18 protein-coding genes are annotated in these 22844 nt (G+C 68.6%); 11 read left to right on the top strand and 7 right to left on the bottom strand.

Going from position 1 to position 22844, the window contains the following annotated elements; genetic code table 11:
- Window positions 1-1116: 1116 nt before the first annotated feature.
- From ACXKZF_RS16600 to ACXKZF_RS16590, 3 genes are all read left to right on the top strand, one after another.
- The gene (locus ACXKZF_RS16600) at window positions 1117-2043 is read left to right on the top strand and encodes a ParA family protein (protein ID WP_308220479.1); all 927 of its coding nucleotides are present in this window, start codon (window positions 1117-1119) and stop codon (window positions 2041-2043) included.
- A complete protein-coding gene (locus tag ACXKZF_RS16595; RefSeq protein ID WP_488984970.1) occupies window positions 2043-3020 on the top strand; it encodes a ParB/RepB/Spo0J family partition protein in 978 nt (325 codons plus the stop codon). The genes ACXKZF_RS16600 and ACXKZF_RS16595 overlap by 1 nt, the downstream gene beginning before the upstream one ends.
- Window positions 3021-3098: 78 nt before the next feature.
- Entirely contained in the window at window positions 3099-3449 is a 351-nt protein-coding gene (locus ACXKZF_RS16590) for a hypothetical protein (protein WP_055952691.1), read from the top strand.
- A gap of 325 nt (window positions 3450-3774) precedes the next feature.
- On the opposite strand, the gene trxA is transcribed toward ACXKZF_RS16590, so the two are convergent.
- From trxA to ACXKZF_RS16570, 4 genes are all read right to left on the bottom strand, one after another.
- Complete coding sequence (gene trxA, locus ACXKZF_RS16585) at window positions 3775-4098, bottom strand: thioredoxin (RefSeq protein ID WP_055952687.1); 324 nt, start codon at window positions 4096-4098, stop codon at window positions 3775-3777.
- Between the two features lie 62 nt (window positions 4099-4160).
- On the bottom strand, window positions 4161-5147 hold the full coding sequence (gene trxB / locus ACXKZF_RS16580) for a thioredoxin-disulfide reductase (protein WP_243223027.1): 987 nt from the start codon (window positions 5145-5147) through the stop codon (window positions 4161-4163).
- Window positions 5148-5220: 73 nt separating this feature from the next.
- On the bottom strand, window positions 5221-6843 hold the full coding sequence (murJ, locus tag ACXKZF_RS16575) for a murein biosynthesis integral membrane protein MurJ (RefSeq protein WP_488984969.1): 1623 nt from the start codon (window positions 6841-6843) through the stop codon (window positions 5221-5223).
- Window positions 6840-9050 (bottom strand): DUF6049 family protein, encoded by a 2211-nt coding sequence (locus tag ACXKZF_RS16570; RefSeq protein WP_488984968.1) that lies wholly within the window; start codon window positions 9048-9050, stop codon window positions 6840-6842. The genes murJ and ACXKZF_RS16570 overlap by 4 nt, the downstream gene beginning before the upstream one ends.
- Window positions 9051-9156: 106 nt before the next feature.
- Between ACXKZF_RS16570 and ACXKZF_RS16565 the strand changes: the two genes are divergently transcribed.
- Both ACXKZF_RS16565 and ACXKZF_RS16560 read left to right on the top strand, forming a co-directional pair.
- Window positions 9157-10668: a DUF7059 domain-containing protein gene (locus tag ACXKZF_RS16565; RefSeq protein ID WP_488984967.1), complete on the top strand. Its 1512-nt coding sequence runs from the start codon at window positions 9157-9159 to the stop codon at window positions 10666-10668.
- A 142-nt stretch (window positions 10669-10810) separates the two neighbouring features.
- The gene (locus ACXKZF_RS16560; RefSeq protein ID WP_488984966.1) at window positions 10811-12238 is read left to right on the top strand and encodes a CCA tRNA nucleotidyltransferase; all 1428 of its coding nucleotides are present in this window, start codon (window positions 10811-10813) and stop codon (window positions 12236-12238) included.
- Window positions 12239-12260: 22 nt separating this feature from the next.
- Here ACXKZF_RS16560 and ACXKZF_RS16555 read toward each other — a convergent pair whose 3' ends face one another.
- Complete coding sequence (locus tag ACXKZF_RS16555) at window positions 12261-12599, bottom strand: hypothetical protein (protein WP_488984965.1); 339 nt, start codon at window positions 12597-12599, stop codon at window positions 12261-12263.
- 159 nt (window positions 12600-12758) lie between these two features.
- A complete protein-coding gene (locus ACXKZF_RS16550) occupies window positions 12759-13793 on the bottom strand; it encodes an NAD(P)-dependent alcohol dehydrogenase (protein WP_488984964.1) in 1035 nt (344 codons plus the stop codon).
- Window positions 13794-14028: 235 nt separating this feature from the next.
- Between ACXKZF_RS16550 and ACXKZF_RS16545 the strand changes: the two genes are divergently transcribed.
- From ACXKZF_RS16545 to ACXKZF_RS16520, 6 genes are all read left to right on the top strand, one after another.
- A complete protein-coding gene (locus ACXKZF_RS16545; RefSeq protein ID WP_488984963.1) occupies window positions 14029-15315 on the top strand; it encodes a GAF domain-containing protein in 1287 nt (428 codons plus the stop codon).
- 80 nt (window positions 15316-15395) lie between these two features.
- The gene (locus tag ACXKZF_RS16540) at window positions 15396-15920 is read left to right on the top strand and encodes a hypothetical protein (RefSeq protein WP_243223034.1); all 525 of its coding nucleotides are present in this window, start codon (window positions 15396-15398) and stop codon (window positions 15918-15920) included.
- Window positions 15921-16341: 421 nt separating this feature from the next.
- Complete coding sequence (gene exaC / locus ACXKZF_RS16535; protein WP_488984962.1) at window positions 16342-17892, top strand: acetaldehyde dehydrogenase ExaC; 1551 nt, start codon at window positions 16342-16344, stop codon at window positions 17890-17892.
- A gap of 203 nt (window positions 17893-18095) precedes the next feature.
- Window positions 18096-18491 (top strand): DUF779 domain-containing protein, encoded by a 396-nt coding sequence (locus ACXKZF_RS16530; protein WP_488984961.1) that lies wholly within the window; start codon window positions 18096-18098, stop codon window positions 18489-18491.
- Window positions 18492-18991: 500 nt separating this feature from the next.
- A complete protein-coding gene (locus tag ACXKZF_RS16525) occupies window positions 18992-19933 on the top strand; it encodes an ATP-grasp domain-containing protein (RefSeq protein WP_488984960.1) in 942 nt (313 codons plus the stop codon).
- Window positions 19926-21239 (top strand): O-acetylhomoserine aminocarboxypropyltransferase/cysteine synthase family protein, encoded by a 1314-nt coding sequence (locus ACXKZF_RS16520; RefSeq protein WP_055952642.1) that lies wholly within the window; start codon window positions 19926-19928, stop codon window positions 21237-21239. The genes ACXKZF_RS16525 and ACXKZF_RS16520 overlap by 8 nt, the downstream gene beginning before the upstream one ends.
- A 406-nt stretch (window positions 21240-21645) precedes the next feature.
- Here ACXKZF_RS16520 and ACXKZF_RS16515 read toward each other — a convergent pair whose 3' ends face one another.
- Window positions 21646-22707: an LLM class flavin-dependent oxidoreductase gene (locus tag ACXKZF_RS16515; RefSeq protein WP_488984959.1), complete on the bottom strand. Its 1062-nt coding sequence runs from the start codon at window positions 22705-22707 to the stop codon at window positions 21646-21648.
- Window positions 22708-22844 lie beyond the last annotated feature (137 nt).

Below are 22844 nucleotides of genomic sequence, written 5' to 3'. Positions count from 1 at the left end.
TCGCGTGATGGCGGTCGGCCTGGCGTGTATGAGTTCGTCTCGACACCGAGCGTCCGAACCACGGTCGGCCAGTGCGTCCTGGGGGAGCTTCCTAGCCTTCGACCCAACCCTCGAATCCCGTCACGACCCCGGTGAACGTCGCTTCATGTCTGCCTCCGGCGCCGACACGCATGTGAAGGCTCATGTTTCACGTGAAACACTTTCCGACGAACGCACGCGTCCGGCTCGTCCATGACCGACGCACTATGGCAGGAGGCGTGTCACCCGAGAACGCGGCATTGCGGGTCGAGCGCTCATTTGTCTTCGTCAGCCAGTCACGCAGGTGGGCGGTCAGTCACACATTCGCAGTGAGAAACCCGATGCCGCGACGTTCCGCGTCCGGACCCAACACGCTCTCGAGCCTGCGAATCTGGCCGCGAACCTAAAGACGCGAGGCTTTGTCTGTGAGACGTATGCTTCCCTCGCTGACATCGACCGCCTCGCGGAGTGTGCTTTGGTGCCTAAGCGACCGGGCCGTACGGGGTACGTCTCCGCCCATGACCGGATGCGAACGCAGCTCAGCTCAGGAACGGGGTGCCACGCGTGGCGGGCGTTCGATAGACGCTCGGCCGCTGGGCATTTTTTGGAACGACGGCGATCGGTATGAGGGAGCCCGCGTGCGGGAGGGGTGGTGACAGGGGTCAGCTCTCCTGTGAGTTCAGTCCACCAGCGTCCGTGAGACCTGCTCACGACATCCGTTCTCCGCTTTCAAGCAGCGATACCGCCCATGTTTCACGTGAAACAACGAGGTTTGGGCTTCGACGGGATCCAAATGGATCCGCAGCAACGTCGGGATCTCAGACGCACGCTCCACACGTATCAGCAGTCAGGGGCGACCCGAAACTTCCGAACGCCACCATGATTCGTCACGACGACCCGACACGCCCGCCAGCGAGCAGAGGGCGCAGTGCTCGACGGGCGCAGCACACCGCACTGTGCACGACGCGGGCCCACGTCTAGCGCCACACTGTCACTCCACGCGGCAGCATTTTCGATGGCCACTCTCGCAGTAGCGAGCCCGACGGGAGGCGATGTCAGGGGCCACAGGTAGACTGAGCGAGTTCGCGAAGGTGAGAGGTGTTTCACGTGAAACAATCCGGTGAGGCGTCTTCGTCCTTTTCGCTCGATGACTCCCCCATCGCTCGTGAGATCGCTGACCTATCGGCACGACGACGTGCGCTCGAAGTGGCCGACGTCAAACTGACGGGGCGCACCCGCGTGTTCACGGTGTCGAATCAGAAAGGCGGGGTCGGGAAGACCACCACCGCTGTTAACATGGGCGCAGCTCTCGCGTCGGTGGGTGCCCGCGTTCTCGTTATCGACCTCGACCCCCAGGGCAACGCGTCGACGGCTCTCGGTGTCGCCCACAACGCCGAGACCCCGAGCGTCTACGACGTTCTCATCAACGATGTGCCGCTCGTCGACATTATTCAGACGAGCCCGGAGTCCCCTGATCTGCTCTGCGCACCGAGCACCATCCATCTCGCCGGCGCAGAAATCGAGCTCGTCTCACAGGTCGCACGCGAGCATCGCCTGCGGGGGGCGCTTCGCGAGTACCTGGAGATCGAAAACAATCACCTCGACTTCGTGATCATCGACTGCCCGCCGTCACTCGGACTTCTGACGATCAACGCGTTCACAGCGGCTGACGAGGTGATGATCCCCATCCAGTGCGAGTACTACGCGCTAGAGGGGCTGAGCCAGCTGCTCGGCAGTGTGCAGATGATTCAGAAGCACCTCAATCCGAAGCTTCACGTCTCGACCATCCTGCTGACGATGTACGACGGGCGCACACGGCTTGCACAGCAGGTCGCGGAAGAGGTTCGCTCGCACTTCTCGCACGAGGTGCTCAACACGGTCATTCCCCGCTCCGTTCGCGTCTCAGAGGCACCGAGCTTCGGGCAGACGGTCATCGCGTACGATGGCCAGTCGGCGGGCGCCATCGCTTATCGCGAAGCCGCGGTAGAAATCGTCGCTCGCGACACCATCGAAAAGGATTCCTGATGGCTAAGAGGACCGGACTGGGTCGTGGCATCGGTGCGCTGATCCCCACCGCCGAACCGTCGGAGGCTCGTCCCGTCGATGTGTTCTTCCCGGGTGCGTCGACATCCGAGAAAGAGAAGACGTCGTCCGGAACGATTGACCCCGCGGCGGGCGCTGATGCGCAGCTCGTCTCGGTTCCGGGCGCGCGCCTCATCCACGTCGACCCGGCGTCGATCGTTCCGAATCCCCGTCAGCCTCGAACCCATTTCGATTCGGACGACCTCGCTGAGCTGGTGCACTCCGTCCGCGAGTTCGGCGTGTTGCAGCCCGTCGTCGTGCGTGACAAGGGCGACGGGACGTACGAGCTCATCATGGGTGAGAGGCGAACGCGTGCGTCGCGTGAAGCGGGTCTCGCCACGATTCCAGCGGTCGTTCGTGAGACCGATGACGAGTACCTGCTTCGTGACGCACTCCTCGAGAACCTGCACCGGTCTCAGCTCAACCCCCTCGAAGAGGCATCGGCGTATCAGCAGCTGCTCGAGGATTTCGGTATCACTCAGGAGGAACTGGCGACGCGGATCGGGCGTTCGCGTCCTCAGATCAGCAACACCATTCGTCTTCTGAAGTTGCCTGTCCCCGTGCAGCAGCGCGTCGCCGCGGGTGTCCTGAGCGCGGGCCACGCTCGCGCCATTCTGTCGCTCGACGACCCGCGCGAGATGCAGAAACTCGCGAACAAGATCGTGAATGAGGACCTGTCGGTGCGCGCCGCCGAGGCGGCCGCCAAGATGCCCGGTGTGGTGCCGGTCCGCCAGAAGCCGAGATCCGGTGCCCGTCAGGCAGGACTCGACCAGATCGCCGACCGACTCGGCGACCGGTTCGACACGAAGGTCCGAGTGTCTCTCAGTGCTAAAAAAGGCCAGATCAGCATAGATTTTGCGTCCATTCAGGATCTGAATCGCATTCTCTCCACTCTCGGTGAAGACGGCTACACCGGCTAAATCGTCCGGGGCCGCGGTTAGTACCGTCGTGGCGAGGTGATCGCGGGCCCCGGTGTCGGCGGCCCGTCGTACGCTGGAATGGTGACAGCGAACGACGACACCCTGCGCCGCCGCGCCAGCCTCGAGCTGCTGCGCGCGGAGGCGTCCGACGAGCTGGCCGTGCTCATTCACGAGCGTCTGCGCGGCGGTGAAGACCCGTGGGACTTCATGGAAGATCTGCCGAGCGTCGACGAACTCGTCGTGCTCACTCTGCGCGCGGAGAACATCGCGGAGAACGGGGGCCAGCGTCCGAGCCGGTCGCGCAACTACCGCGTGCTCCGGCAGATCTCTCTTGATTACCCACCGCTGACACGCGCTGTGTGGCGCATTCTGGGCGATGAAGAGCCGCACCGCCGCTGGGACGCCAGCGCACGTCTCGACGCGTCCTGAGGGCGCTCGGCGCGTTTCAGCGCCCAACGCGCTCGAACGCATAGCGCGCTCGAACGCGTAGCGCGCATGAACGCGTGACGCGCATGAACGCAACGCGCATGATCGCATAGCGCGATCGAACGTTCGACGCACGTGAACGCTCGATGCGAGGGTTCGACCGCAAGTCGGTTCGGTGTGCCAGGTCGTTCCGGCCGAGTCCTCGGCATCCGGAAGGCGGTCACACCGTCGATACGACGGGACGGTCGGCGCCCGGGCCGTGCGGCGAGTCCCGGGTACGGCGAAGGCCCCGAGTCCGTGAGGAATCGGGGCCTTCGTCAGCAACGTCTCAGCCGAGGAACGGTGCGAGATCCTGCTCCAGCGCGAACTTCGGCTTCGCGCCGATGATCGTGGTCTTCACCTCGCCGCCCTGGAACACCTTCATCGCGGGGATCGAGGTGATCTGGTACTTCATCGCCAGATCGGGGTTCTCATCGACGTTGAGCTTGAGGACCGTGATCTTGCCCGCGTTCTCGTTCTGGATCTCATCGAGGACGGGAGCGACCATGCGACACGGTCCGCACCACTCGGCCCAGAAGTCCACGAGCACGGGTCCGTCAGCCTGCAGGACGTCCTGCTCGAACGTGGCGGAGGTCGTCGCCTTGGCAGTCATTGCATATCTCCTTAGATGGAAGCTTCAGTGAGTCGAAACGCCGGTTGGCGCGGATTTGTTCCTCAGACGACCGCAGCGTCAGGGAGACCCTCGAGGGGGCTCTCCGAGACGGCGGGCTCACCGGCTTCGCCGCGCGCGGCGAGGTAGTGCTCTACGTCGAGGGCAGCGACGGTGCCGCTGCCCGCGGCGGTGATGGCCTGGCGGTACGTCGGGTCGATCACGTCACCTGCGGCGAAGACACCCTCGACCGACGTGCGCGAGGAGCGTCCGTCGACCCAGATGGTGCCCTGGTCGGTCAGCTGCAGCTTGTCATGGACCAGGTGCGTGCGCGGATCGTTGCCGATCGCGACGAACAGGCCGTCGAGGGGCAGCTCACTCGTCGAGTCGTCGACGGTCGAGCGAAGACGCACGCCGTTGACGGCTTCGTCACCGAGGATCTCGTCGACCGCGCTATTCCAGATGAACTCGATCTTGGGGTTGGCGAAGGCGCGCTCCTGCATGATCTTGGAGGCGCGCAGCGAGTCCTTGCGGTGGATGACGTAGACCTTCGACGCGAACTTGGTGAGGAAGTTCGCCTCTTCCATCGCCGAGTCACCGCCGCCGACGACGGCGATGGTGCGGTCACGGAAGAAGAAGCCGTCGCACGTGGCACACCACGAAACACCGCGGCCCGAGAGACGCTCTTCGCCCTCGAGACCCAACTTGCGGTAAGCGGATCCGGTGGCGTAGATGACCGAGACGGCCTCTTCGACCCTGCCGCTACCGAGCGTGATCGTCTTGACGGGGCCGTCGAGCTGAAGCGAGACGACGTCGTCGTACAGGACGTCGGCACCGAAACGCTCGGCTTGCGCCTGCATCTTGGCCATGAGGTCGGGGCCCTGAATGCCGTCGGGGAACCCGGGGAAGTTCTCGACCTCGGTGGTGTTCATGAGGTCTCCGCCGGCTTCGACGGAGCTCGCGACGACGAGGGGTTCTAGATTGGCTCGGGCGGCGTAGATGGCAGCGGTGTACCCGGCCGGGCCCGATCCGATGATGATGACGTGACGCACGGTTGCGCCTTCCTCTCGTTGATTCCGTCGGATGAAACCCATGCTAGCCGCGGGGTATTCCACGGCTGCGGGGCTAGCGCTTGGGGAGGAACCGTCGGCCCAGCGCGATCGCCGGTTCGAGCTCCGGCGTTCGCAGAAGTGCCAGGATGCCGATGTACACCGCGAGGACGACCGATCCGACCAGTGCGGCTCCCAGAGCGCCCGACACCACGGATGCCGACAGCCAGCCCTCGGGGCCGCCGCACAGCAGCACGACGCCCCAGCCCGCCGCGGCAGCGGGCACAGCGACGAGAACGAAACGCCCGAGCGGGCTCAGCCAGGCGCGGACACCGATGCCCCCGAGGCGTCGGTGCAGGATCACCGTGGCGACCACCACCTGCACGACGCTCGCAAGGGACTGACCCAGTGCGACCCCCGCCGCCAGCTGGGCCAGGGGAAGAGCCCCGGCGCCGACCGCGGCTCCGGCGATCAGGGCCGTCACGGCGACCAGCACGCCCTGCGCGAGGGTGAAGAAGAACGGCGTCCGTGTGTCGTTGTAGGCGTAGAAGGTGCGTTGGATGACGAAGAGCACGGCCAGCGGCAGCAGACAGACGAGGAAGCACAGCAGGACGGGGGCCGCGGCGAGAGCCTCGTCGGAGCTGTTCGTGAAGACGCGGGTCGCCGGCACGGCAGCGACGGCCAGCGCGGCGGTGGCGACGACGATGAACAGCCCGAGGACGCGGATGCTGCGGACGATGTCGGACTTCACCTCGTCGTGACGCCCGGCTGCGGCGTGCTCGCTGAGCTGCGTGAAGTACGGCGTCCCGATCGACAGCACGATGATCGAGTAGGGCAGCATGAACACCAGCCACGCGTTCTGCGTGGCGATGATCGCGGGTCCGGTCCCCGAAGCGCCGGACAGCACCCGTGTCTGGACGATTCCGGCCAGCTGTCCCACGATGACCATGAGGAACGTCCAACCGGCCAGTCGTCCGATGTGGCGCAGGCCCACGCCGCGCCAGTGGAAGTCGGGACGCAGCTGCAGACCGGCTCGGCGCCAGAACACCAGCAGCACGACGGTCTGCAACACGATCCCGCCGGTGGCGACACCACCGAGCAGAGCGATCATCGTGGGTGTCCACAGCAGGACGTCGGGGCTCGGCCCCCCGAACAGCAGCAGGAAGATGCCGAAACCGACGATGGAGACGACGTTGTTGACGATGGGTGCCCACGTGTACGGGCCGAACACCTTGCGCGCGTTGAGGATCTCCCCCAGAAGCGCATAGAGGCCGTAGAAGAAGATCTGCGGCAGGCACCAATAGGCGAATGCGGTGGCCAGCGCGATCTGGTCGGGCTCGACCTTCGCCGGGTCGATGTAGACGGTGACGATCAACGGAGCGGCGATCATCGCAAGGGCGGTCGCCCCCAGCAGGATCACCGTTCCCAGCGTGAAGAGCTTCGAGACGAACGCCCGGCCGCCGTCGGCGTGCGCGGCGGCCTTCACGATCTGCGGGACGATCACCGCCGTGAGTACACCGGTCGAGATCACCGTGTAGATGTTGTTCGGCAGCTGGTTGGCGAGACCGAACGCGTCACCCGCGGCGCTGCCCACCGAGCCGACGATCGCGACGAGCACGACGATGCGCAGCAGCCCGCTCACGCGGGAGACGATCGTCCCCGCCCCGATGAGCACACTCGCCCGTCCGATACTGCTCACGGGCGGATCTCCTCTTCGTCGGGTGCGGTGTCGTCCGCGGACTCGGCGGGGCTGCGCCCGTCGTCATCCGGACCCTTCACGCCGATGCCGTCGACGGGGGTGTCGGCATCCTGAGTGGGGGTCGACTCCTCTTCCGCTCGCGTGCGACGGCGACGCGCGATCGTCCGGACGACGCCGAGGCCGAGGAAGGCCACCACGAGCACGACGATGACGATCAGCCCGATGCTCTCCCACTCGGCGCGCACCTCGACGTCGACCCTTTGCGGGGCCCCGACCGGCTGGTCGGTGGGGCTGTAGAGCTGTAGGTCGACGCTGACCTCGCCGTTGGCGATGCGTGCTTCGACGGGCACCTCGACGCGGGTGTTGGCCGCGGCCTGCGCCTCGACCGTGGTGCGGTCCTGCACACGCAGACGCGCGTCGTTCGGGCTCACGTCGAGCACCACCGTGACGGGCCACGGCAGGTCGTTGCGCACCCAGGGTCGCAGCGGGGCGCTGGAGCTGACCAGGCGGAAGTCGGAGGAGAGGATGCCGACGGAATCCAGCGTGGTCTGCGTACCGGCACGGAGGTCGGCGACGGCCCGACGGGCGGCGTCGCCCGTCCACGAGACGCTGATGACCTGCAGCATCTCGGCGCGTTCGCGGCCGGTGAGCAACTCGGGTTGATCGAGGATCGTGGCGAAGCGGTCGACCGACTGCTCGTCGGAGAGCAGATCGCCCACCTCGGTCGCCCGTGTCGGGTCGACCGCGGGCGCCGCGAGGGAGACCTCGGATGCCGGCCGGCCCGAAACCTCGGCGAGAGTCGATGTCGCGAACCCCGGCGCGGAGGAGATCAGGCCGAGCGTGGCGCGCAGGCTCACGCGGGAGCGGTCGGTGCCGCGGTCGAGCACGGCGAGGACCGGCTGATCGCCGGCGGAGCTCCGCGCGATAGCGAGATACGCCTGCGCGGCGGACAGGGACGCACTGCGGCGCGTGGCATCGTTCTGGCCGGCGGCGGCCGCGAGCACCCGTGACACCTCGGCGTCGTACACCGGGGTCGAGACGCCCGCGACGGCGGCGGACGCAACGCGAGAACCGCCGGAGACGCTCGTCGAAGCCGTCAGCACGCGAGCGGGCTCCTCGGGCGTTCCCAGGGCGCCGAGCGAGGCCACCGTCTCGGGCCCGGCCGACCCCGTTGCCGGCCAGAAGACGTTCGACGTCGCCGAGCCGATGTCGAGCAGCGTCGTCAACGTCGGATAGCTCGGCTGCCCCGGGCTCGCGGAAGGGACCGGCTCCGGAGTCGAGACCGCGGAAGCGGCGGGCGCCGGTCCGGTGAAATCGTCCTCGTTCATGTACGACTGCAGCGACGTCGGGCCCAACGGGGCCGTCAGTCCGGCCTGCAGCTGGGCGGCCACGTCGGCATCGCCGAACTGCAGCGCGAACCTGTCGTTCGGCAGCGCGAGCAGACGCTGTAGCCAGGCGACAGCGGTGGGCGGCGCAGCGGAGCCGAGAACGCGGATCGCGGCCGGTATCGCCGGGTCGACGGCCAGGGTGGCGGAGGTGCCGTCGACGGCGTCGAGTTGGGCCGACAGTGCTCCATCGACCGCCGTCAACTCCGCCAGCTCGTTGCCGGTCAGCAGACCGCGCGTCAGGGGGGCCGCGGTGATGGGCACCACGAGGGCGATCGGGGTGGTCGGACCGTCGGACGGCACGACGACCACGCTCGGTGCCGTCAGACCGGCCGCCGACACGAGCACCGGGTAGACGCCGGCACCGCGGCCGGCAAGGGTCGGATCGGTCGCGGGGACGGTCAGCGTGATCGAGCTCTGGGCGCCGGAGGCGGTGGCATCCACCGTTCCCGTCGCCACCTGCTGCAGGGTCTGTCCCGACGCGTCGCCACCGAGCCAGCGGTCGAGGGAGGCGTCGTCACCGAGGGATGCCGTGCCGATCGAGAGGGCGACGGGGGTCGCGGTGGCGGCCGCGGACCCCGCCGACAGCGTGACGACGACCGCCAGCGGGTCGCCGGGGCGCAGGATCCCGTTCGCCGCGGGAGCGGCCGACAGTGCGGAGGCGACGGCCGCGGTCGTCGACGAAGGATCGGGGGTCGCGGCGAACGCGGCGGCCGACGGCAGCGCCACGCCGAGGGCCAGGGCACCGGCGGCGAGGGTCGCCAGCAGCCGGCGCGCGAAGGGGCGCCGCAGCACGGGGGAGCCCGAAGGCGGGGAAGTCACGGTCATACGAGCGTCGGTGGCACGAGGGGGCCTTGCACCGCGATGAGTCTAGGCCCGCGTTCCATGAAGCCCCCCGATAGCCTCGCGCAGACGCTTGAATGGACCGGTGCTTCCCGAACCCGACCCCCGCCTCTGTCAGGCGCTCGCCGCCGATCTCCGTGCCGCCGACTTCGCGAGCTCGACGCTCCGCGGGGCCTGGGGCGAGCAAGCGGATGACGCCGTGGCACGCGGCCTGCGCCGCCCGGCCGAGCGGGCGCTCGGCGCCCGCGACGACGCCCTCGCCGTGCTGGGGCGCCTGTGGGGGCTCGGTCTCACCGTGGATCGCGAGCAGGTGGTTTCGGCGCTGCCGTCGTTGGGTGTCGACGGTGCGGCCGCGCTGGGCCTCGTGCGCGTCGAGGGCGACGACGTGCATCCCGAGGTCATCGTGCGGCCGCAGGCGTTCTCGGACGACGAGGGGGAGGTCGAGTGGTGGATCGCGAGCGACCTCGACGAGGCGGCGCTCGAGGGGCCTCTCCCCGAGGACCACGTCCTGGGTGTGGGCGGAGCCTCGCAGACCCTGGCCCGCCTGCAACTGACCCGCGGCGCGCGGACCGCACTGGACGTCGGGACGGGGTGCGGCATCCAGGCTCTTCGCCTGCGCCGCCTCGTGGACCACGTCGTCGCCACCGACGTCTCCGAGCGGGCGCTGCGGTTCACCCGGCTGAACGCGCTCCTGAACAGCGTCGAGGGCATCGAGACACGGCACGGCTCGCTGTTCGACCCCGTCGCCGGCGAGACGTTCGACCGGGTGGCATCCAATCCCCCGTTCGTCATCACGCCCCGTGTCGAGGGGGTTCCGGCGTACGAGTACCGCGACGGCGGGATGGAGGGCGATTCGCTGGTGGCGGCCGTCGTCGCGGGTGTGGGTTCGCACCTCTCCCCCGGCGGTGTCGCACAGTTGCTGGGCAATTGGGAGTACCGCGAGGGTGAAGCGGGACTCGACCGCGTCCGCTCGTGGGTGGGCGAGGAGATGGATGGCTGGGTGATCGAGCGCGAGGTGCTCGACCCGCTCGCGTACGCGGAGCTGTGGGTGCGCGATGGTGGCACGGTTCCGGGGACGGCGGCGCACGGACGTCTCATCGACGCGTGGCTCGACGACTTCGCCCGCCGCGGAGTCACGGGCGTCGGCTTCGGATACCTGCTGCTGCGCAAGCCCCTGGCCGGAGGCCCCACCCTGGCGCGGTACGAGCGCGTCGTGGGGGGCGGGGAATCCGCGTTCGGACCGCACCTCGCAGCGTGCCTCGCCGCGCACGACCGTGCGGCGCTGCTGGACGACGACGACCTCGCGGCGAGCGTGCTGCAGGTGGCGCCCGACGTCACCGAGGCGCGCCACTACCGCCCGGGTGAGGGTGATCCGTCGGTCATCGAGCTGCACCAGGGCGGTGGCTTCGCGCGGCGGACCGAGGTCGACCCGGCTCTCGCCGCGCTGGTCGGGGCGTGCGACGGCGATCTCGCCGTCGGTGTCCTGATCGACGCCATCGCGCAGTTGATGGAGGTGGATGCCGCGCACCTCCGCGACGATCTGCTTCCACGCGTGCGCGAGTTGCTGGTGACGGGGTTCGTCTCGTTCGCCGACTGAGCCGCGCGGTCGGGGTCGCGGGCCACGCGAAAGTCCACGAAACGCGGACGTGGATGCCGTGGCATCCGGGTGTTCTGGACGCTCGATGAGGCCGTGGGCAGACGCACGATCGCTGTCGCCGGCCCCGGATAGGCTCGAAGACATGCTGAACATGGCCGAGGGTCTCGCGCGCCTCGAGGAGCTCGCCGCGCACCCCGTCGTCGCCACCGTCGCCCGTACCTTCGCCGAAGCCGGCCGTGATCTCGCGATCGTCGGTGGCCCGGTTCGCGACGCGCTGCTGGGCCGCACCACGCACGACTTCGACTTCACCACCGACGCCCGCCCCGACGAGATCCTCGCGCTGATCAAGCCCGTCTCGTCGGTCCAATGGGACGTCGGCCGCGCTTTCGGAACCATCGGCGCACGCGTCATGGGCGAACAGGTCGAGGTCACCACCTATCGCGCCGACAGCTACGACGGGGTCACGCGCAAGCCCACGGTGGAGTTCGGTGACACCCTCGAAGCCGACCTCACCCGCCGCGACTTCACCGTCAACGCCATGGCGCTCCGCGTGCCCGCGCGCACGCTCGTCGACCCGACCGGCGGCGTCGAGGATCTGATCGCGGGGCGTCTTCGCACCCCCATCGACCCGGCCGTGAGCTTCGGCGACGACCCGTTGCGCATGCTGCGCGCGGCTCGCTTCTCGTCCCAGCTCGACTTCACCGTCGACCGAGCGACCCTCGACGCGATCGCCGACCTGCGGGCGTCGCTCGAGATCGTCAGCCCCGAACGCGTGCAGGCCGAGCTCGTTCGCCTGCTGCAGACCGATGACCCGGTTCGTGGCCTCCGCGTGCTCGTGGAGACCGGCCTGATCGAGGAGTTCCTGCCCGAGGTGCCGGCTCTGCGCCTCGAGGTCGACGAGCACCACCACCACAAAGACGTCTACGAGCACTCCCTCACCGTGCTGCGTCAGGCGATCGCGCTCGAGAAGAGTCGGCATCCGGATGCCGCCCCCGATGTGCCCCTGCGCCTGGCGGCGCTTCTGCACGACATCGGCAAGCCCGCGACACGACGCCTCGAGCCGGGTGGGGGCGTGACGTTCCACCACCACGACGTCAAGGGTGCTCGGCTCGCCCGCAAGCGCCTTCAGGCGCTGCGTTTCGACGCCGCGACGACCACCGTCGTCACGCGCCTCGTCGAGCTGCATCTGCGGTTCTTCGGCTACGCCGAGGGGGCGTGGACGGATGCCGCAGTGCGCCGGTACGTCCGCGACGCCGGGGCCGAACTGGAGCGCCTGCACATCCTCACCCGGGCAGACGTGACCACCCGCAATAAGCGCAAGGCGCAGCGACTGGCATCCGCCTACGACGACATCGAGGCGCGCATCTCGGCGCTCCGCGAACAGGAGGAGATCGACTCGATCCGCCCTGAGCTCGACGGCAACCGCATCCAGGAGGTGCTGGGGCTGAAACCCGGGCGCGAAGTGGGCGAGGCGTACCGTTTCCTGCTCGACCTGCGCCTCGACGAGGGCGTGGTCGGCGAAGACGAGGCGGAGAAGCGCCTGCGGGAGTGGTGGGCGGCGCGGGGCTGACCGCGCCTTGGAGCGATCAGCCTCACCCCGCCGATGTCATCAGGATGACGAGGGAGACGACGACGGCTACGAGACCCGCGCCTGACACCACGCCGTAGACCGCAGCGGCGGCGGTGGGATGGTGCCTCTCGACACCCCAGCCGACGGCGGCCACCACAAGCAAGCCGACGGTGACGATGCCCGTCAGCATCATCGACGCGTCGAAGCCGGATGCGTTCTGACCCGGTCTACCCATTGTCGAGATGACGAAGAAGAGCTGCAGGACCCACACGATTGAGAAGACGAGGATGAGCGACCACGTCGTGACCCTCAGACGCTCAGCCAGGCGGGATGATGAAGTTTCCGAGGAAGAACGCCGCATCCTGAATCCGCAATCTCTCACGTGATTTCATCACTGTGTTCTCGGGCGGTTCGCAAGCACTCCATCGCTCTCCGACGACTCACATCGCCTTCCGTGAGTACTCGGCGATACCCGGCGCTTGCTGATGCATGATCGGACGGCGCCCCCTCATGTCTCGGTTCAGGGAACGACGACCGCGCGGCCGCGAATCTCTCCCCTGTGCAGCTTCGCGTACGCCTCCACCGCGCCGTCGAAGCCGTAACGCTCGACGTGTACGCCGACGGCTCCGCTGCGGGCGAGGTCCAGCACCTCGATGAGCTCGCCGCGCGTGCCCCAGTACGGTGCGCGAACGGCCGCCCCCATCGGCGTGGAGAAGAAGCCGGCGGGCATGATGCCGCCGCCGATTCCGACGATGTGGATGAAGCTGTCGATGCCGGCGACGGCGCGGGCCAGGTCGATCGTGGGCTGCACGCCGACGAAATCGAAAACCGCCGTCGCCCCGAGACCGTTCGTCAGCTCGCGGATGCGCTCGGCGGCATGTTCGTCGGAAGTCACCGTGTGGTGTGCGCCGACTTCGCGAGCCAGCGCCAGCTTGTCCTCGCCGAGGTCTACGGCGATGACCGTGGCTTGCGACACCGCGCGGAGGATCTGCACGCCGACGTGGCCGAGACCGCCGACGCCGATCACGACGGCCGTCGCGCCCGGGTACAGCTTCGTTTCGGCGGAGACGATCGCGTGGTACGGCGTGAGGCCGGCGTCCGTGAGCGACACCGTCTCGACGGGATCGAGATCGCCGAGCGGGGCGAGGTGGCGAGGGTCATCGACGATGACGTACTCGGCCATAGCGCCGGGGCTGCCGAGTCCCGGAGGGGTGATGCCCATCTCGGCGGCGTACGGGCAGTAGTTCTCGGCGCCCCTCGCGCACGCGTGGCACCGCCCGCACCCCCACGGTCCGTAAATGGCGTACGCCCCGCCGATCTCCACACCCTCGACGCCCTCGCCGAGCTCGTCCACGATCCCGGCACCCTCGTGACCGAGTGTGAGTGGCAGACCATAGGTGTACTGGTCTTCGGGAAGGTCCATCACGAACCAGTCGGAGTGGCATAGGCCTGCTGCCGTCACCTTGAGGCGCACCTCACCGGGGCCCGCGTGGGGCTCGTCGACCTCGACGACCTCGGGTCCTTTTCCGATCTCGCGGTACTGCACTGCCTTCATGGCGTTCCTCTCCGTCGGTTCCTCCACCGTGCTCTTCTCGCTCGCGCAGGGCAACGGGGGTTGACGGCCGCACACCCTCATCGAAACGGCTCTCCCGCGACCGGGTGGCGGAGCGCATGCCCCGGGCGAGACCTCGCTGCTGCTCCGAACGGCGGTGGGCGGGTCCGCCCCCTCCCGCCCGGTGCCCACCCGACCTACACTGAGACCCACCTCCGTCACCGCCGATGGGAGTCCTGTGCCCTCCTCCTGGTCGCGACCGGCCATCTCCCCCGAGACCTCGGGACTGCTGATCGCGCGCGCACACGACGAACTCCTCGCCGGCAACGAGGATCGGCGCCTCGGCGACGTGCGTCCGCTGGTCACCGAGTCGTGGCGGCGGTCGATGGCATCCCTCGTCGGGCCCGAAGGACTCCCCGCGCTCGAGCTGGCGTCGGAGGAACTCGAGGCGTACCGCCGGGCTCATCCGCTGGCCGGGGTCATGGACATGGTGCGCGCCCTGCTCCTTCCCGGCACCGCCGAGGAGTCGGGTGTCGTCGTCGCTGTGGGAGACGCCGCGGGACGCCTGCTGTGGGTCGAGGGCGACCGGCACATCCGCACGCTCACCGGTGACATGGGCTTCGTCGCAGGAGCGAACTGGGCCGAGGATGCCGTGGGCACTTCCGCACCCGGGACCGCGCTGACCCTCGATCGCTCCGTGCAGATCCGGGGCGCCGAGCACTTCAACCGCCTCGTGCAGCCGTGGTCGTGCACGGCCGCTCCGGTGCACGACCCCGAGACTCGTCGCCTGCTCGGCGTGATCGACGTCACGGGAGGGCCCGAGGCGGTGACTCCCCAGGCTCAACTTCTCGTGGATGCCACGGCCCGGGCAATCGAGAGCGAGATCCTCGTGGCGCGGCTCCGCGCGCAGCAGGCCCCTCCTCCCACACGTGCAGCGCCGTCGCGGGCACTCCTGCGCACCCTCGGCCGGGATCGCGCGCTGCTCGAGGTGTCGGGGTCGACGCTCGAACTCAGCGCCCGCCATGCCGAGATCCTGCTGCTGCTCGCCGTGCACCGCGAGGGCCTCTCCGCCGAGGCGCTGAGCGAGGCCGTGTACGGCCACGCCGCCGTAGAGACGCTGCGGCCCGAAATGGTGCGCCTGCGCCGCGCCCTGGTTCCCCTCGCTCCGCGGGTCGTGCCGGCATCCCGGCCGTATCGACTCCTCGACGGACTCGAGACCGACGCCCAGCACGTGCTGTCGCTTCTCGACCGCGGTGCGCACCGGGTGGCTCTCGCGGCCTACTCGGGTCCGGTGCTTCCTCAGTCCGACGCACCGGGGGTGGTCGAGGTACGCGAATCGGTGCGCTCGACGCTGCGAGAGGCGTTGATCGCCGAGGCCGGTGTCGACGTGCTCCTCGCCTACGCCGACGCCGTCGACGGGCGCGATGACGAGGAGGTGCTGCGGCTGTGCCTGTCGATGCTGCCCCCGCGTTCGCCGAAGCGTGCCGGCCTCGTCGCACGGATCGAGCGCTTGGAGCGCGAGTGACCGCGCTGACGCGACCACGCTTACGTGTGCGTTCACTCTTCGGTGGGCCCGATGTCGGAGGCCCTCGTTACTCTGAACCTATGGACGAAAACGCGCTCGACATCTTCTCGGCAGCCCGTGCCCGTCGCGACGTGGCGCGCATCCGCGAGGCGCTGGCCGAGGTCAAGGCGGGCGACGTCGCCCGCGTCATCGTCCGTTCGCCGCGCTACGGCCTCTACGCCCTCGAGGGCACCGTGCGTATCGGCGTGGGCGGTCAGCCCCTGGTCGGCGACGTGATCCTCGCGACGAGCTCCGAGATCCAGCGCATCGATCTCGGTATCGAGCCTCCGCAGCCGGCGCTCGAGGCAGACGTGGTCGACCCGTCGACCCTCCCCCACGGCACGCCCGTGCGCGTGACATTCCTCACGCCGACGCACCAGACCTTCGCCCTCACCGGCCCGATCACGGCGGGCAACGACCGGTTCCTCCTCGTCGGCAGTTGGATCGTCGCCGACGACCGCGTGATCGCCCCCCGTGTGCAGAGCATCGAGCGCCTCGACGACGTCGACCTGCACGAGGTCAATGTGCCGCCGCTGCGATCGGTGCTAGCCGACGCCGACGTGTAGTCGCCGCGACGAAGTTCGCCCGCGCCACGCGGTTGCGCACGCAGACGGATGCCACGGCCTCGGGTCGTGGCATCCGCGCTTCCGGTCGGGTGAGGCCGCACGCAGGCGGATGTCGCGGCGATGGTCGCGAGGCCGTCGCCGGCCACGTATGCCGCCTGCCGCCCGTTGCCGGCCGCCCGTCGCGTGCCCGGGCGGCGGCGAGATGGCCGTAGCTCGAAACCGCATTGCATTGATGAGGCCGCATGCGTTTGCCGTCAATCGGATGCGGTCTCGGCAAGCGGGTGCGGCTTCGACGAGACAGCCCGCGCCGCTGCCCGCCCCGTGCCCCGGGCGCAACTCGATGCAACGTCCCCCGGCGTACCGTCGGCGCATCGCCGCCCGAAGCAGACGCGGCGACTCATGACCGTCGAAGGAGACACGCATGACCATCGTCGAAGAAGGCGTCTCGAGCGTCTACGCCGCCCCGGGACAACGCGGGGCCGTCGCCGAATACCGTTCGCGGTACGGGCACTACATCGGTGGCGAGTGGGTCGAACCCCACAGCGGAGAGTACTTCGAGAACATCACCCCTGTCACCGGTAAGCCGTTCTGCGAGGTCGCGCGCGGCGACGCGCACGACATCGATCGCGCCGTGGAGGCGGGATGGAAGGCGTTCGCGTCGTGGAAGAAGACCACTCCCGCCGAGCGCAGCGTCATCCTGAACAAGATCGCCGACCGGATCGAAGAGAACCTCGAGAAGATCGCCGTCGCCGAGACCTGGGAGAACGGCAAGCCGGTGCGCGAGACGCTCGCGGCCGACATTCCCCTTACCGTCGACCACTTCCGCTACTTCGCCGGCGTGCTGCGGGCGCAGGAGGGCTCGCTCAGCCAGCTCGACGAGAACACCGTCGCGTACCACTTCAATGAGCCGCTGGGCGTGGTCGGCCAGATCATCCCGTGGAACTTCCCCATTCTCATGGCGGCATGGAAGCTCGCCCCCGCTCTCGCGGCGGGCAACTGCGTCGTGATCAAGCCGGCCGAGCAGACTCCGGCATCCCTGCTCTTCCTGTTCGACATCATCGGCGACCTGCTGCCGGCGGGTGTCGTGAACATCGTCAACGGCTTCGGTATCGAGGCGGGGGCGCCGCTGGCGCAGCACAAGCGCATCCGTAAGATCGCGTTCACCGGTGAGACCACCACCGGGCGCCTGATCATGCAGTACGCGTCGCAGAACCTGATCCCCGTCACCCTCGAGCTCGGGGGCAAGAGCCCTAACGTCTTCTTCGAAGACGTCGCTCTCCGCAGCGACGATGCCTACTACGACAAGGCGCTCGAGGGCTTCACCATGTTCGCCCTCAACCAGGGCGAGGTGTGTACGTGCCCGTCGCGATCGCTGATCCAGCGGTCGATCTACGACCAGTTCCTCGGCGACGGCCTCGAGCGCGTGAAGAAGGTGCGCCAGGGCAATCCGCTCGACCCCGAGACCATGATCGGCGCGCAGGCCTCGAACGACCAGCTGGAGAAGATCCTGTCGTACATCGACATCGGCAAGGCGGGTGGCGCCAAGCTGCTGACAGGTGGAGAACGCGTCGACCTCGGCGGCGACCTGACGGACGGCTACTACATGGCGCCGACCGTTTTCGAGGGCACGAACGACATGCGGATCTTCCAGGAGGAGATCTTCGGTCCCGTGCTGTCGGTCACCTCGTTCGACGACTTCGACGATGCCATCTCGATCGCTAACGACACCCTCTACGGCCTCGGCGCCGGCGTGTGGAGTCGCAGCGGCGACACCGCCTACCGTGCGGGACGGTCCATCGAGGCCGGGCGCGTCTGGACGAACACGTACCACCAGTACCCCGCGCACGCGGCGTTCGGCGGGTACAAGCAGTCCGGCATCGGCCGCGAGAACCACCTCAAGATGCTCGACCACTACCAGCAGACGAAGAACCTGCTGGTGTCGTATGCCGATGGGGCTATGGGCTTCTTCTGATCGGCAGGGCGCCGCGACGCAGGGTCGTCGGCGCTCAGTGACCCCCGGGTTCGCGCCGGGGGTCACACCCGTTCGGGTGGTGCGGCTGTGGGGCCGTGCGTGTCCCACTTGTGGCTGCCTCGCGGTGACCCTCGTCCCAGTTATGGCGGGTGGCCGGGCCCGCAGCCGACACATTTTGGGACAGGAATTGAAAGGAATGGGACATGATCACCCAGCCCTCACGCGTCGACGTGACGGATGCCGCGGCCGCGCTGCTGCGCGAGCTCACGGTGAAGCACGGCCCGCTGATGTTCCATCAGTCGGGCGGCTGCTGTGATGGCAGCTCACCGATGTGTTACCCGGTGGGAATGTTCATCACGGGCCCCAGCGACGTGCACCTCGGCGACATCGACGCGGGACTCGACGACTCCATCGAGGTCTACATGTCGGAGTCGCAGTTCGAGTACTGGAAATTCACTCACCTGACGATCGACGTCGTTCCCGGCCGCGGCGCGGGCTTCTCGGTGGAGGGCCCGACCGGGATGCGGTTCCTCATCCGGTCGCGGATGCTGACGGAGGAAGAGGCGGAGGCGTTCGGGATGGGCGTTCGTTCCGAATGAGGCTGGCCCGCCACCACCTCTCGCGTGCCCACGACGTGATGGTGAATGTCATCACGAGCATCGGCACCGACAGCACCGCGTCGGGAGCCAGGCCTGCTACAAGGAACCCGGTCAGCACGACAGACGCGACTGCTACCCATCTGGTCGCGGGGCGCAACGGATCGACGAGAAGACCCCACCCGGTGCCGATGATCGCGACGTAGACCGCGACGATGACCGCCAGATCGACTGTCTCCCGCACGGCGTGCCCCTTCGCGATGTGGATGAGGGTGCCACGGCCAGCTCGCGGGCATTGATATCGTAACCCCTGTCGTGACGAACTTCACCCGCCTGTGTCTCGACGCGCCTCGTCAGGCCGGCTTTGCCGCGCGGATTGTTTTAGCGCAGCGGCATGACCGAAGGATGCCGTGCATCCCTGCTGGAGCGCGCACCGGGGCGCCAGTGACCCCGCGTGACGGGTCGGCGGGCGCGATGTCGGAGGCGCGCGTTAGCCTGGCGGAATGTCGGGCAAGGTCTATGTCATCCACGAGAATCCCCAGTGGATTCCCCCGTTCGCAGCGGCGTTCGAGGCCGAAGGGGTGCCGTTCGAAGAATGGCTGCTCACCGACGGCTCGATCGACCTCGCGGTCGAACCGCCGGACGGCGTCTTCTGGTCGCGACTGAGTGCCTCGGCGCACACGCGCGACCACGCGCACAGCAAGGAGTTCGGCCGCGCCGTGTTGCGCTGGCTCGCGTCGTGGGGCCGCACGGTCATCAACGGTGCCGACGTCCTCGAGCTCGAGGTGAGCAAGGTCGCGCAGCACGCGGCGTTGCGCCACGCGGGTATCGACGTTCCTTGCACGGTCGCCGTCTTCGGCACCGACGACCTCGCCGCGGCCGCGGAGCGCTTCGGCGCGCCGTTCATCAGCAAGCACAACCAGGGCGGCAAGGGCTTGGGCGTGCGGCGGTGGGACTCCATCGACGACTTCACGGCGTGGGTCGCCGGACCCGACTTCGAGCACTCCCCCGACGGCATCACACTGCTGCAGGAGCTGCTCGTGGCCCGGACGCCGTTCATCACCCGGGCCGAGTTCGTCGCGGGCGAGTTCGTCTACGCCGTGCGCGTCGACACCAGCGCCGGCAGCTTCGAGCTGTGCCCCGCCGAGGCGTGCGCGGTCCCGGGCGCCGACGGCGTCGAGCCCGAGCCGCTCTTCCGCCTGCGCGACGATGTCGACCCGGCGCTGATCGACCGCTATCTCGCGTTCATCGCGGCCGAGGGTGTAGGGATCGCCGGCGTCGAATTCATCGAGACGCTCGACGGCCGCACGGTGACGTACGACGTGAACACCAACACGAACTACAACCCCGACGTCGAGGCATCCGCTCCCCGCTCAGGACCGCGCGAGATCGCGCGCTGGCTCGGCTCCCTGCTGCCGCGCGAAGTGGTCGGCATCCGTGGCTGAGCCGTCGACACCGCACAGCGAGTGGGACGGCTTCGGCTTCGCCACGCGGCAGGTGCACGCCGGCGAACAAGAAGACCTCACCCACGGTTCGCGCATCACGCCCGTACACCTCTCGGCGGCCTACCGGTTCGCATCGTTTCAGGAGGCGACCGACCGGTTCGCCGGTGCTGACCTCGGCCACCTCTACTCTCGCAATGCCAATCCGACCAACCAGGTCGCCGAACGTCGACTCGCCTCGCTCGAGGGCGGTTCGGGCGCAATCGTCGTGGGCTCCGGCCAAGCGGCCATCACGGTTTCGCTTCTCGCGCTCGCCGGCTCCGGTGAGCACATCGTCTCGACCGCCAGCATCTACAGCGGCACGCGCGTGCTGTTCGACCGCACGTTCGCGCGCATGGGCGTCACGGTGGAGTACGTCTGGGACCCGACCGACGAGGCCGAGTGGAACGCCCTGATCCGCCCCGAGACGAAGGCGATCTTCACCGAGACGCTGCCCAACCCCAAGAACGACGTCGTCGACATCGCCCTCGTCGGGCGCATCGCGAAACGTCACGGCATCCCGCTCGTCGTCGACAACACCATCGCGACGCCGTTCCTCATCCGCCCCATCGAGCACGGTGCCGACATCGTCGTGCACTCCGCCACGAAGTTCCTCTCGGGTCACGGCGCCAACCTCGCCGGGGCGGTCGTCGACGGCGGAACGTTCGACTGGGTGGCATCCGACCGCTCCTACCCCGCACTCACCGATACCCCGATCGCCACCCACCCGTCGCTCGTCGAGGCGTTCGGACCGCGCGCGTTCGAGCTGTCGCTGCGCTTCGGGATCGCCAACGACACCGGGCCGGCGCTCTCGCCGCTCAACGGATTCCTGCTGCAGCAGGGCATGGAGACCCTGTCGGTGCGCATGCGGCAGCATCTCGCCAGCGCGCGGACGATCGCGGAGTGGCTCGAGCAGCACGACGCCGTCGAGAGCGTCGACTACGCCGGACTCCCCTCGCATCCTCAGCACGACCTCGCCGTGCGCGACTATGGCGGGCTCTCGGGCTCGGTGTTCTCGTTCACCGTGCGCGGCGGCCGCGACGGGGCCGAACGCTTCTTCGACGCCCTGCGCCTGTTCAGCCGCATGACGAACATCGGCGACACGCGATCGATGGCACTGCACCCCGCCACGACGACGCACATCGGCTTCACGCAAGAGACGCGCGACCGCCTCGGGATCGCCGATGGCCTCGTGCGCCTGTCGATCGGGCTCGAGGATGCCGAAGACCTGATCGCCGACCTCGATCAGGCGCTGCGCGCGGCGGTGTGACGCGTCCCGGGACGACGCCGGGGCTGGTGAAGGGCCGCCGGCGCCGCGGGGGCGTGTGCTCCGCCGACGCAGTGGGTTCGGCACGCCGGGCAGACCCTGAGCTTGTCGAAGGGTCCGGGCACGCGGCCGCGCGCGGTGGCTTCGACGAGCTCAGCCACCTCGCATTCGCCTCGCGTCCTGGTGCACGGCCGCGGGCGGCGGGCTTAGTTGAGTGTCCAAGACATGCCGTGCGCGCCGGGCCGCTGCGGCATGTTCTGGACACTCAACAGGTTGGGCGCAGGGTCCGCCTGCGGCGGGCGGCGGCGGCGATGCCGGGCTGCCGGCGCAGTTGAGTGTCCGAGACATGCCGTGCGCGCGGCCGCGACGCGGCGTGTCTTGGACACTCAAGCGGGGTGGGAGGGCGCGGTCACGCGTCGCGCGACGCCTCCAGGCGCCGCACGCGCGGGATCACCTCGGCGGCGAAACGCTGCAACTCGGGCAGGTGCGGCGAGAACTGCAGCAGCAGCGTCGAGACGCCCACGTTCGCAAACTCCACGATGCGCTCGGCGACCTGGTCGGGGGTGCCCACGAGGTTGGGCCGCAGGCCGCGGTTCGACACCGAGTACTCCTTCAGGTCGACCGGGGTGTCGAGCTTCGACTTGCTGACGAAGTCCTGGTACGACCCGTAGGCCGCTCCCCCGCGCACGTCGGTGATCCGCTCGATCTCGGCCTGCGCCTCGGCTTCGGTGTCGCGCACCACGGCGTAGGCGGCCATGCCGAACGCCTCGAACGGCTTCCCGCCGGACGAGTCGCGACGGCGTCGCATGTCGGCGACCTTCGTCGACAGCTCCTCGAGCGTGCCGCCGTGGGTCAGGTACGCATCGGCGAAGCGGGTGATCGCCGTGCGACCGGCCTCGCTCTCGCCACCGGCGTACAGGCGCGGGACGACGCGGGGCTTCGGCTCGGTGTACGTCCCCTCGGTGCGGTAGTACTCGCCCTCGTATGAGAACGGCGTCTCGGTCCACAGCCCGCGCAGCACCTCCACCCACTCGATCGTGCGGGCGTAGCGGTCGTCGTGCGCGCTGAACAGGCCGTCGTACTGCTTCGCCTCCTCGGCCCACCACGCCGAGACCACGTTGAGGGTGAACCGTCCGCCGCTGATCTCGTCGATGGTCGCCGCCTGCTTCGCGGTGTGGAAGGGGTTGTGGAAACCGGGACGCACCGCCGCCATGAGCTCCAGCGACGAGGTCACCGCCGCCAGCGCCGCGGTGACCGCCCACGCATCCAGGGACGCCGCCTCAACGCCCTTGATGTCGTTGAGGTTCAGCTCGGGGATCAGTGTCAGGTCGAACCCGCCCTCCTCGGCGGCGCGGGCGATCTCTGCGATGTGGGCGAACGAGACGGGCGTCTGCTCATCGTCGACGTTGCGCAGCCACCCGCCGAAGATCGGGGTCCAGTAACCGAAACGTACGCGCTGGGGGGAGGTCATGGCATCCATCCTTCCGGCTGCGCGCGACAGAGGGGTCGGCCCCGACACTCTCTGTCATGTCGGACGCGGAACGATGCGTTCCCCCGGTAGCGGTAACACGGCGTTGGACTTTCGTCATAGCGGCGTAACACGGCATC

The sequence above is a fragment of the Microbacterium sp. ABR10 genome (assembly GCF_057812175.1).
This window is presented reverse-complemented; position numbering and strand designations above follow the sequence as displayed.

Coding starts and splice junctions, on each gene's coding strand:
- ACXKZF_RS16595 (WP_488984970.1), top strand. CDS start 2,043: ATGGCTAAGAGGACCGGACTGGGTCGTGGCATCGGTGCGCTGATCCCC.
- ACXKZF_RS16525 (WP_488984960.1), top strand. CDS start 18,992: ATGTCGGGCAAGGTCTATGTCATCCACGAGAATCCCCAGTGGATTCCC.
- ACXKZF_RS16590 (WP_055952691.1), top strand. CDS start 3,099: ATGGTGACAGCGAACGACGACACCCTGCGCCGCCGCGCCAGCCTCGAG.
- trxA (WP_055952687.1), bottom strand. CDS start 4,098: ATGACTGCCAAGGCGACGACCTCCGCCACGTTCGAGCAGGACGTCCTG.
- ACXKZF_RS16550 (WP_488984964.1), bottom strand. CDS start 13,793: ATGAAGGCAGTGCAGTACCGCGAGATCGGAAAAGGACCCGAGGTCGTC.
- ACXKZF_RS16515 (WP_488984959.1), bottom strand. CDS start 22,707: ATGACCTCCCCCCAGCGCGTACGTTTCGGTTACTGGACCCCGATCTTC.
- ACXKZF_RS16560 (WP_488984966.1), top strand. CDS start 10,811: ATGCTGAACATGGCCGAGGGTCTCGCGCGCCTCGAGGAGCTCGCCGCG.
- exaC (WP_488984962.1), top strand. CDS start 16,342: ATGACCATCGTCGAAGAAGGCGTCTCGAGCGTCTACGCCGCCCCGGGA.
- ACXKZF_RS16540 (WP_243223034.1), top strand. CDS start 15,396: ATGGACGAAAACGCGCTCGACATCTTCTCGGCAGCCCGTGCCCGTCGC.
- ACXKZF_RS16555 (WP_488984965.1), bottom strand. CDS start 12,599: ATGCGGCGTTCTTCCTCGGAAACTTCATCATCCCGCCTGGCTGAGCGT.
- ACXKZF_RS16530 (WP_488984961.1), top strand. CDS start 18,096: ATGATCACCCAGCCCTCACGCGTCGACGTGACGGATGCCGCGGCCGCG.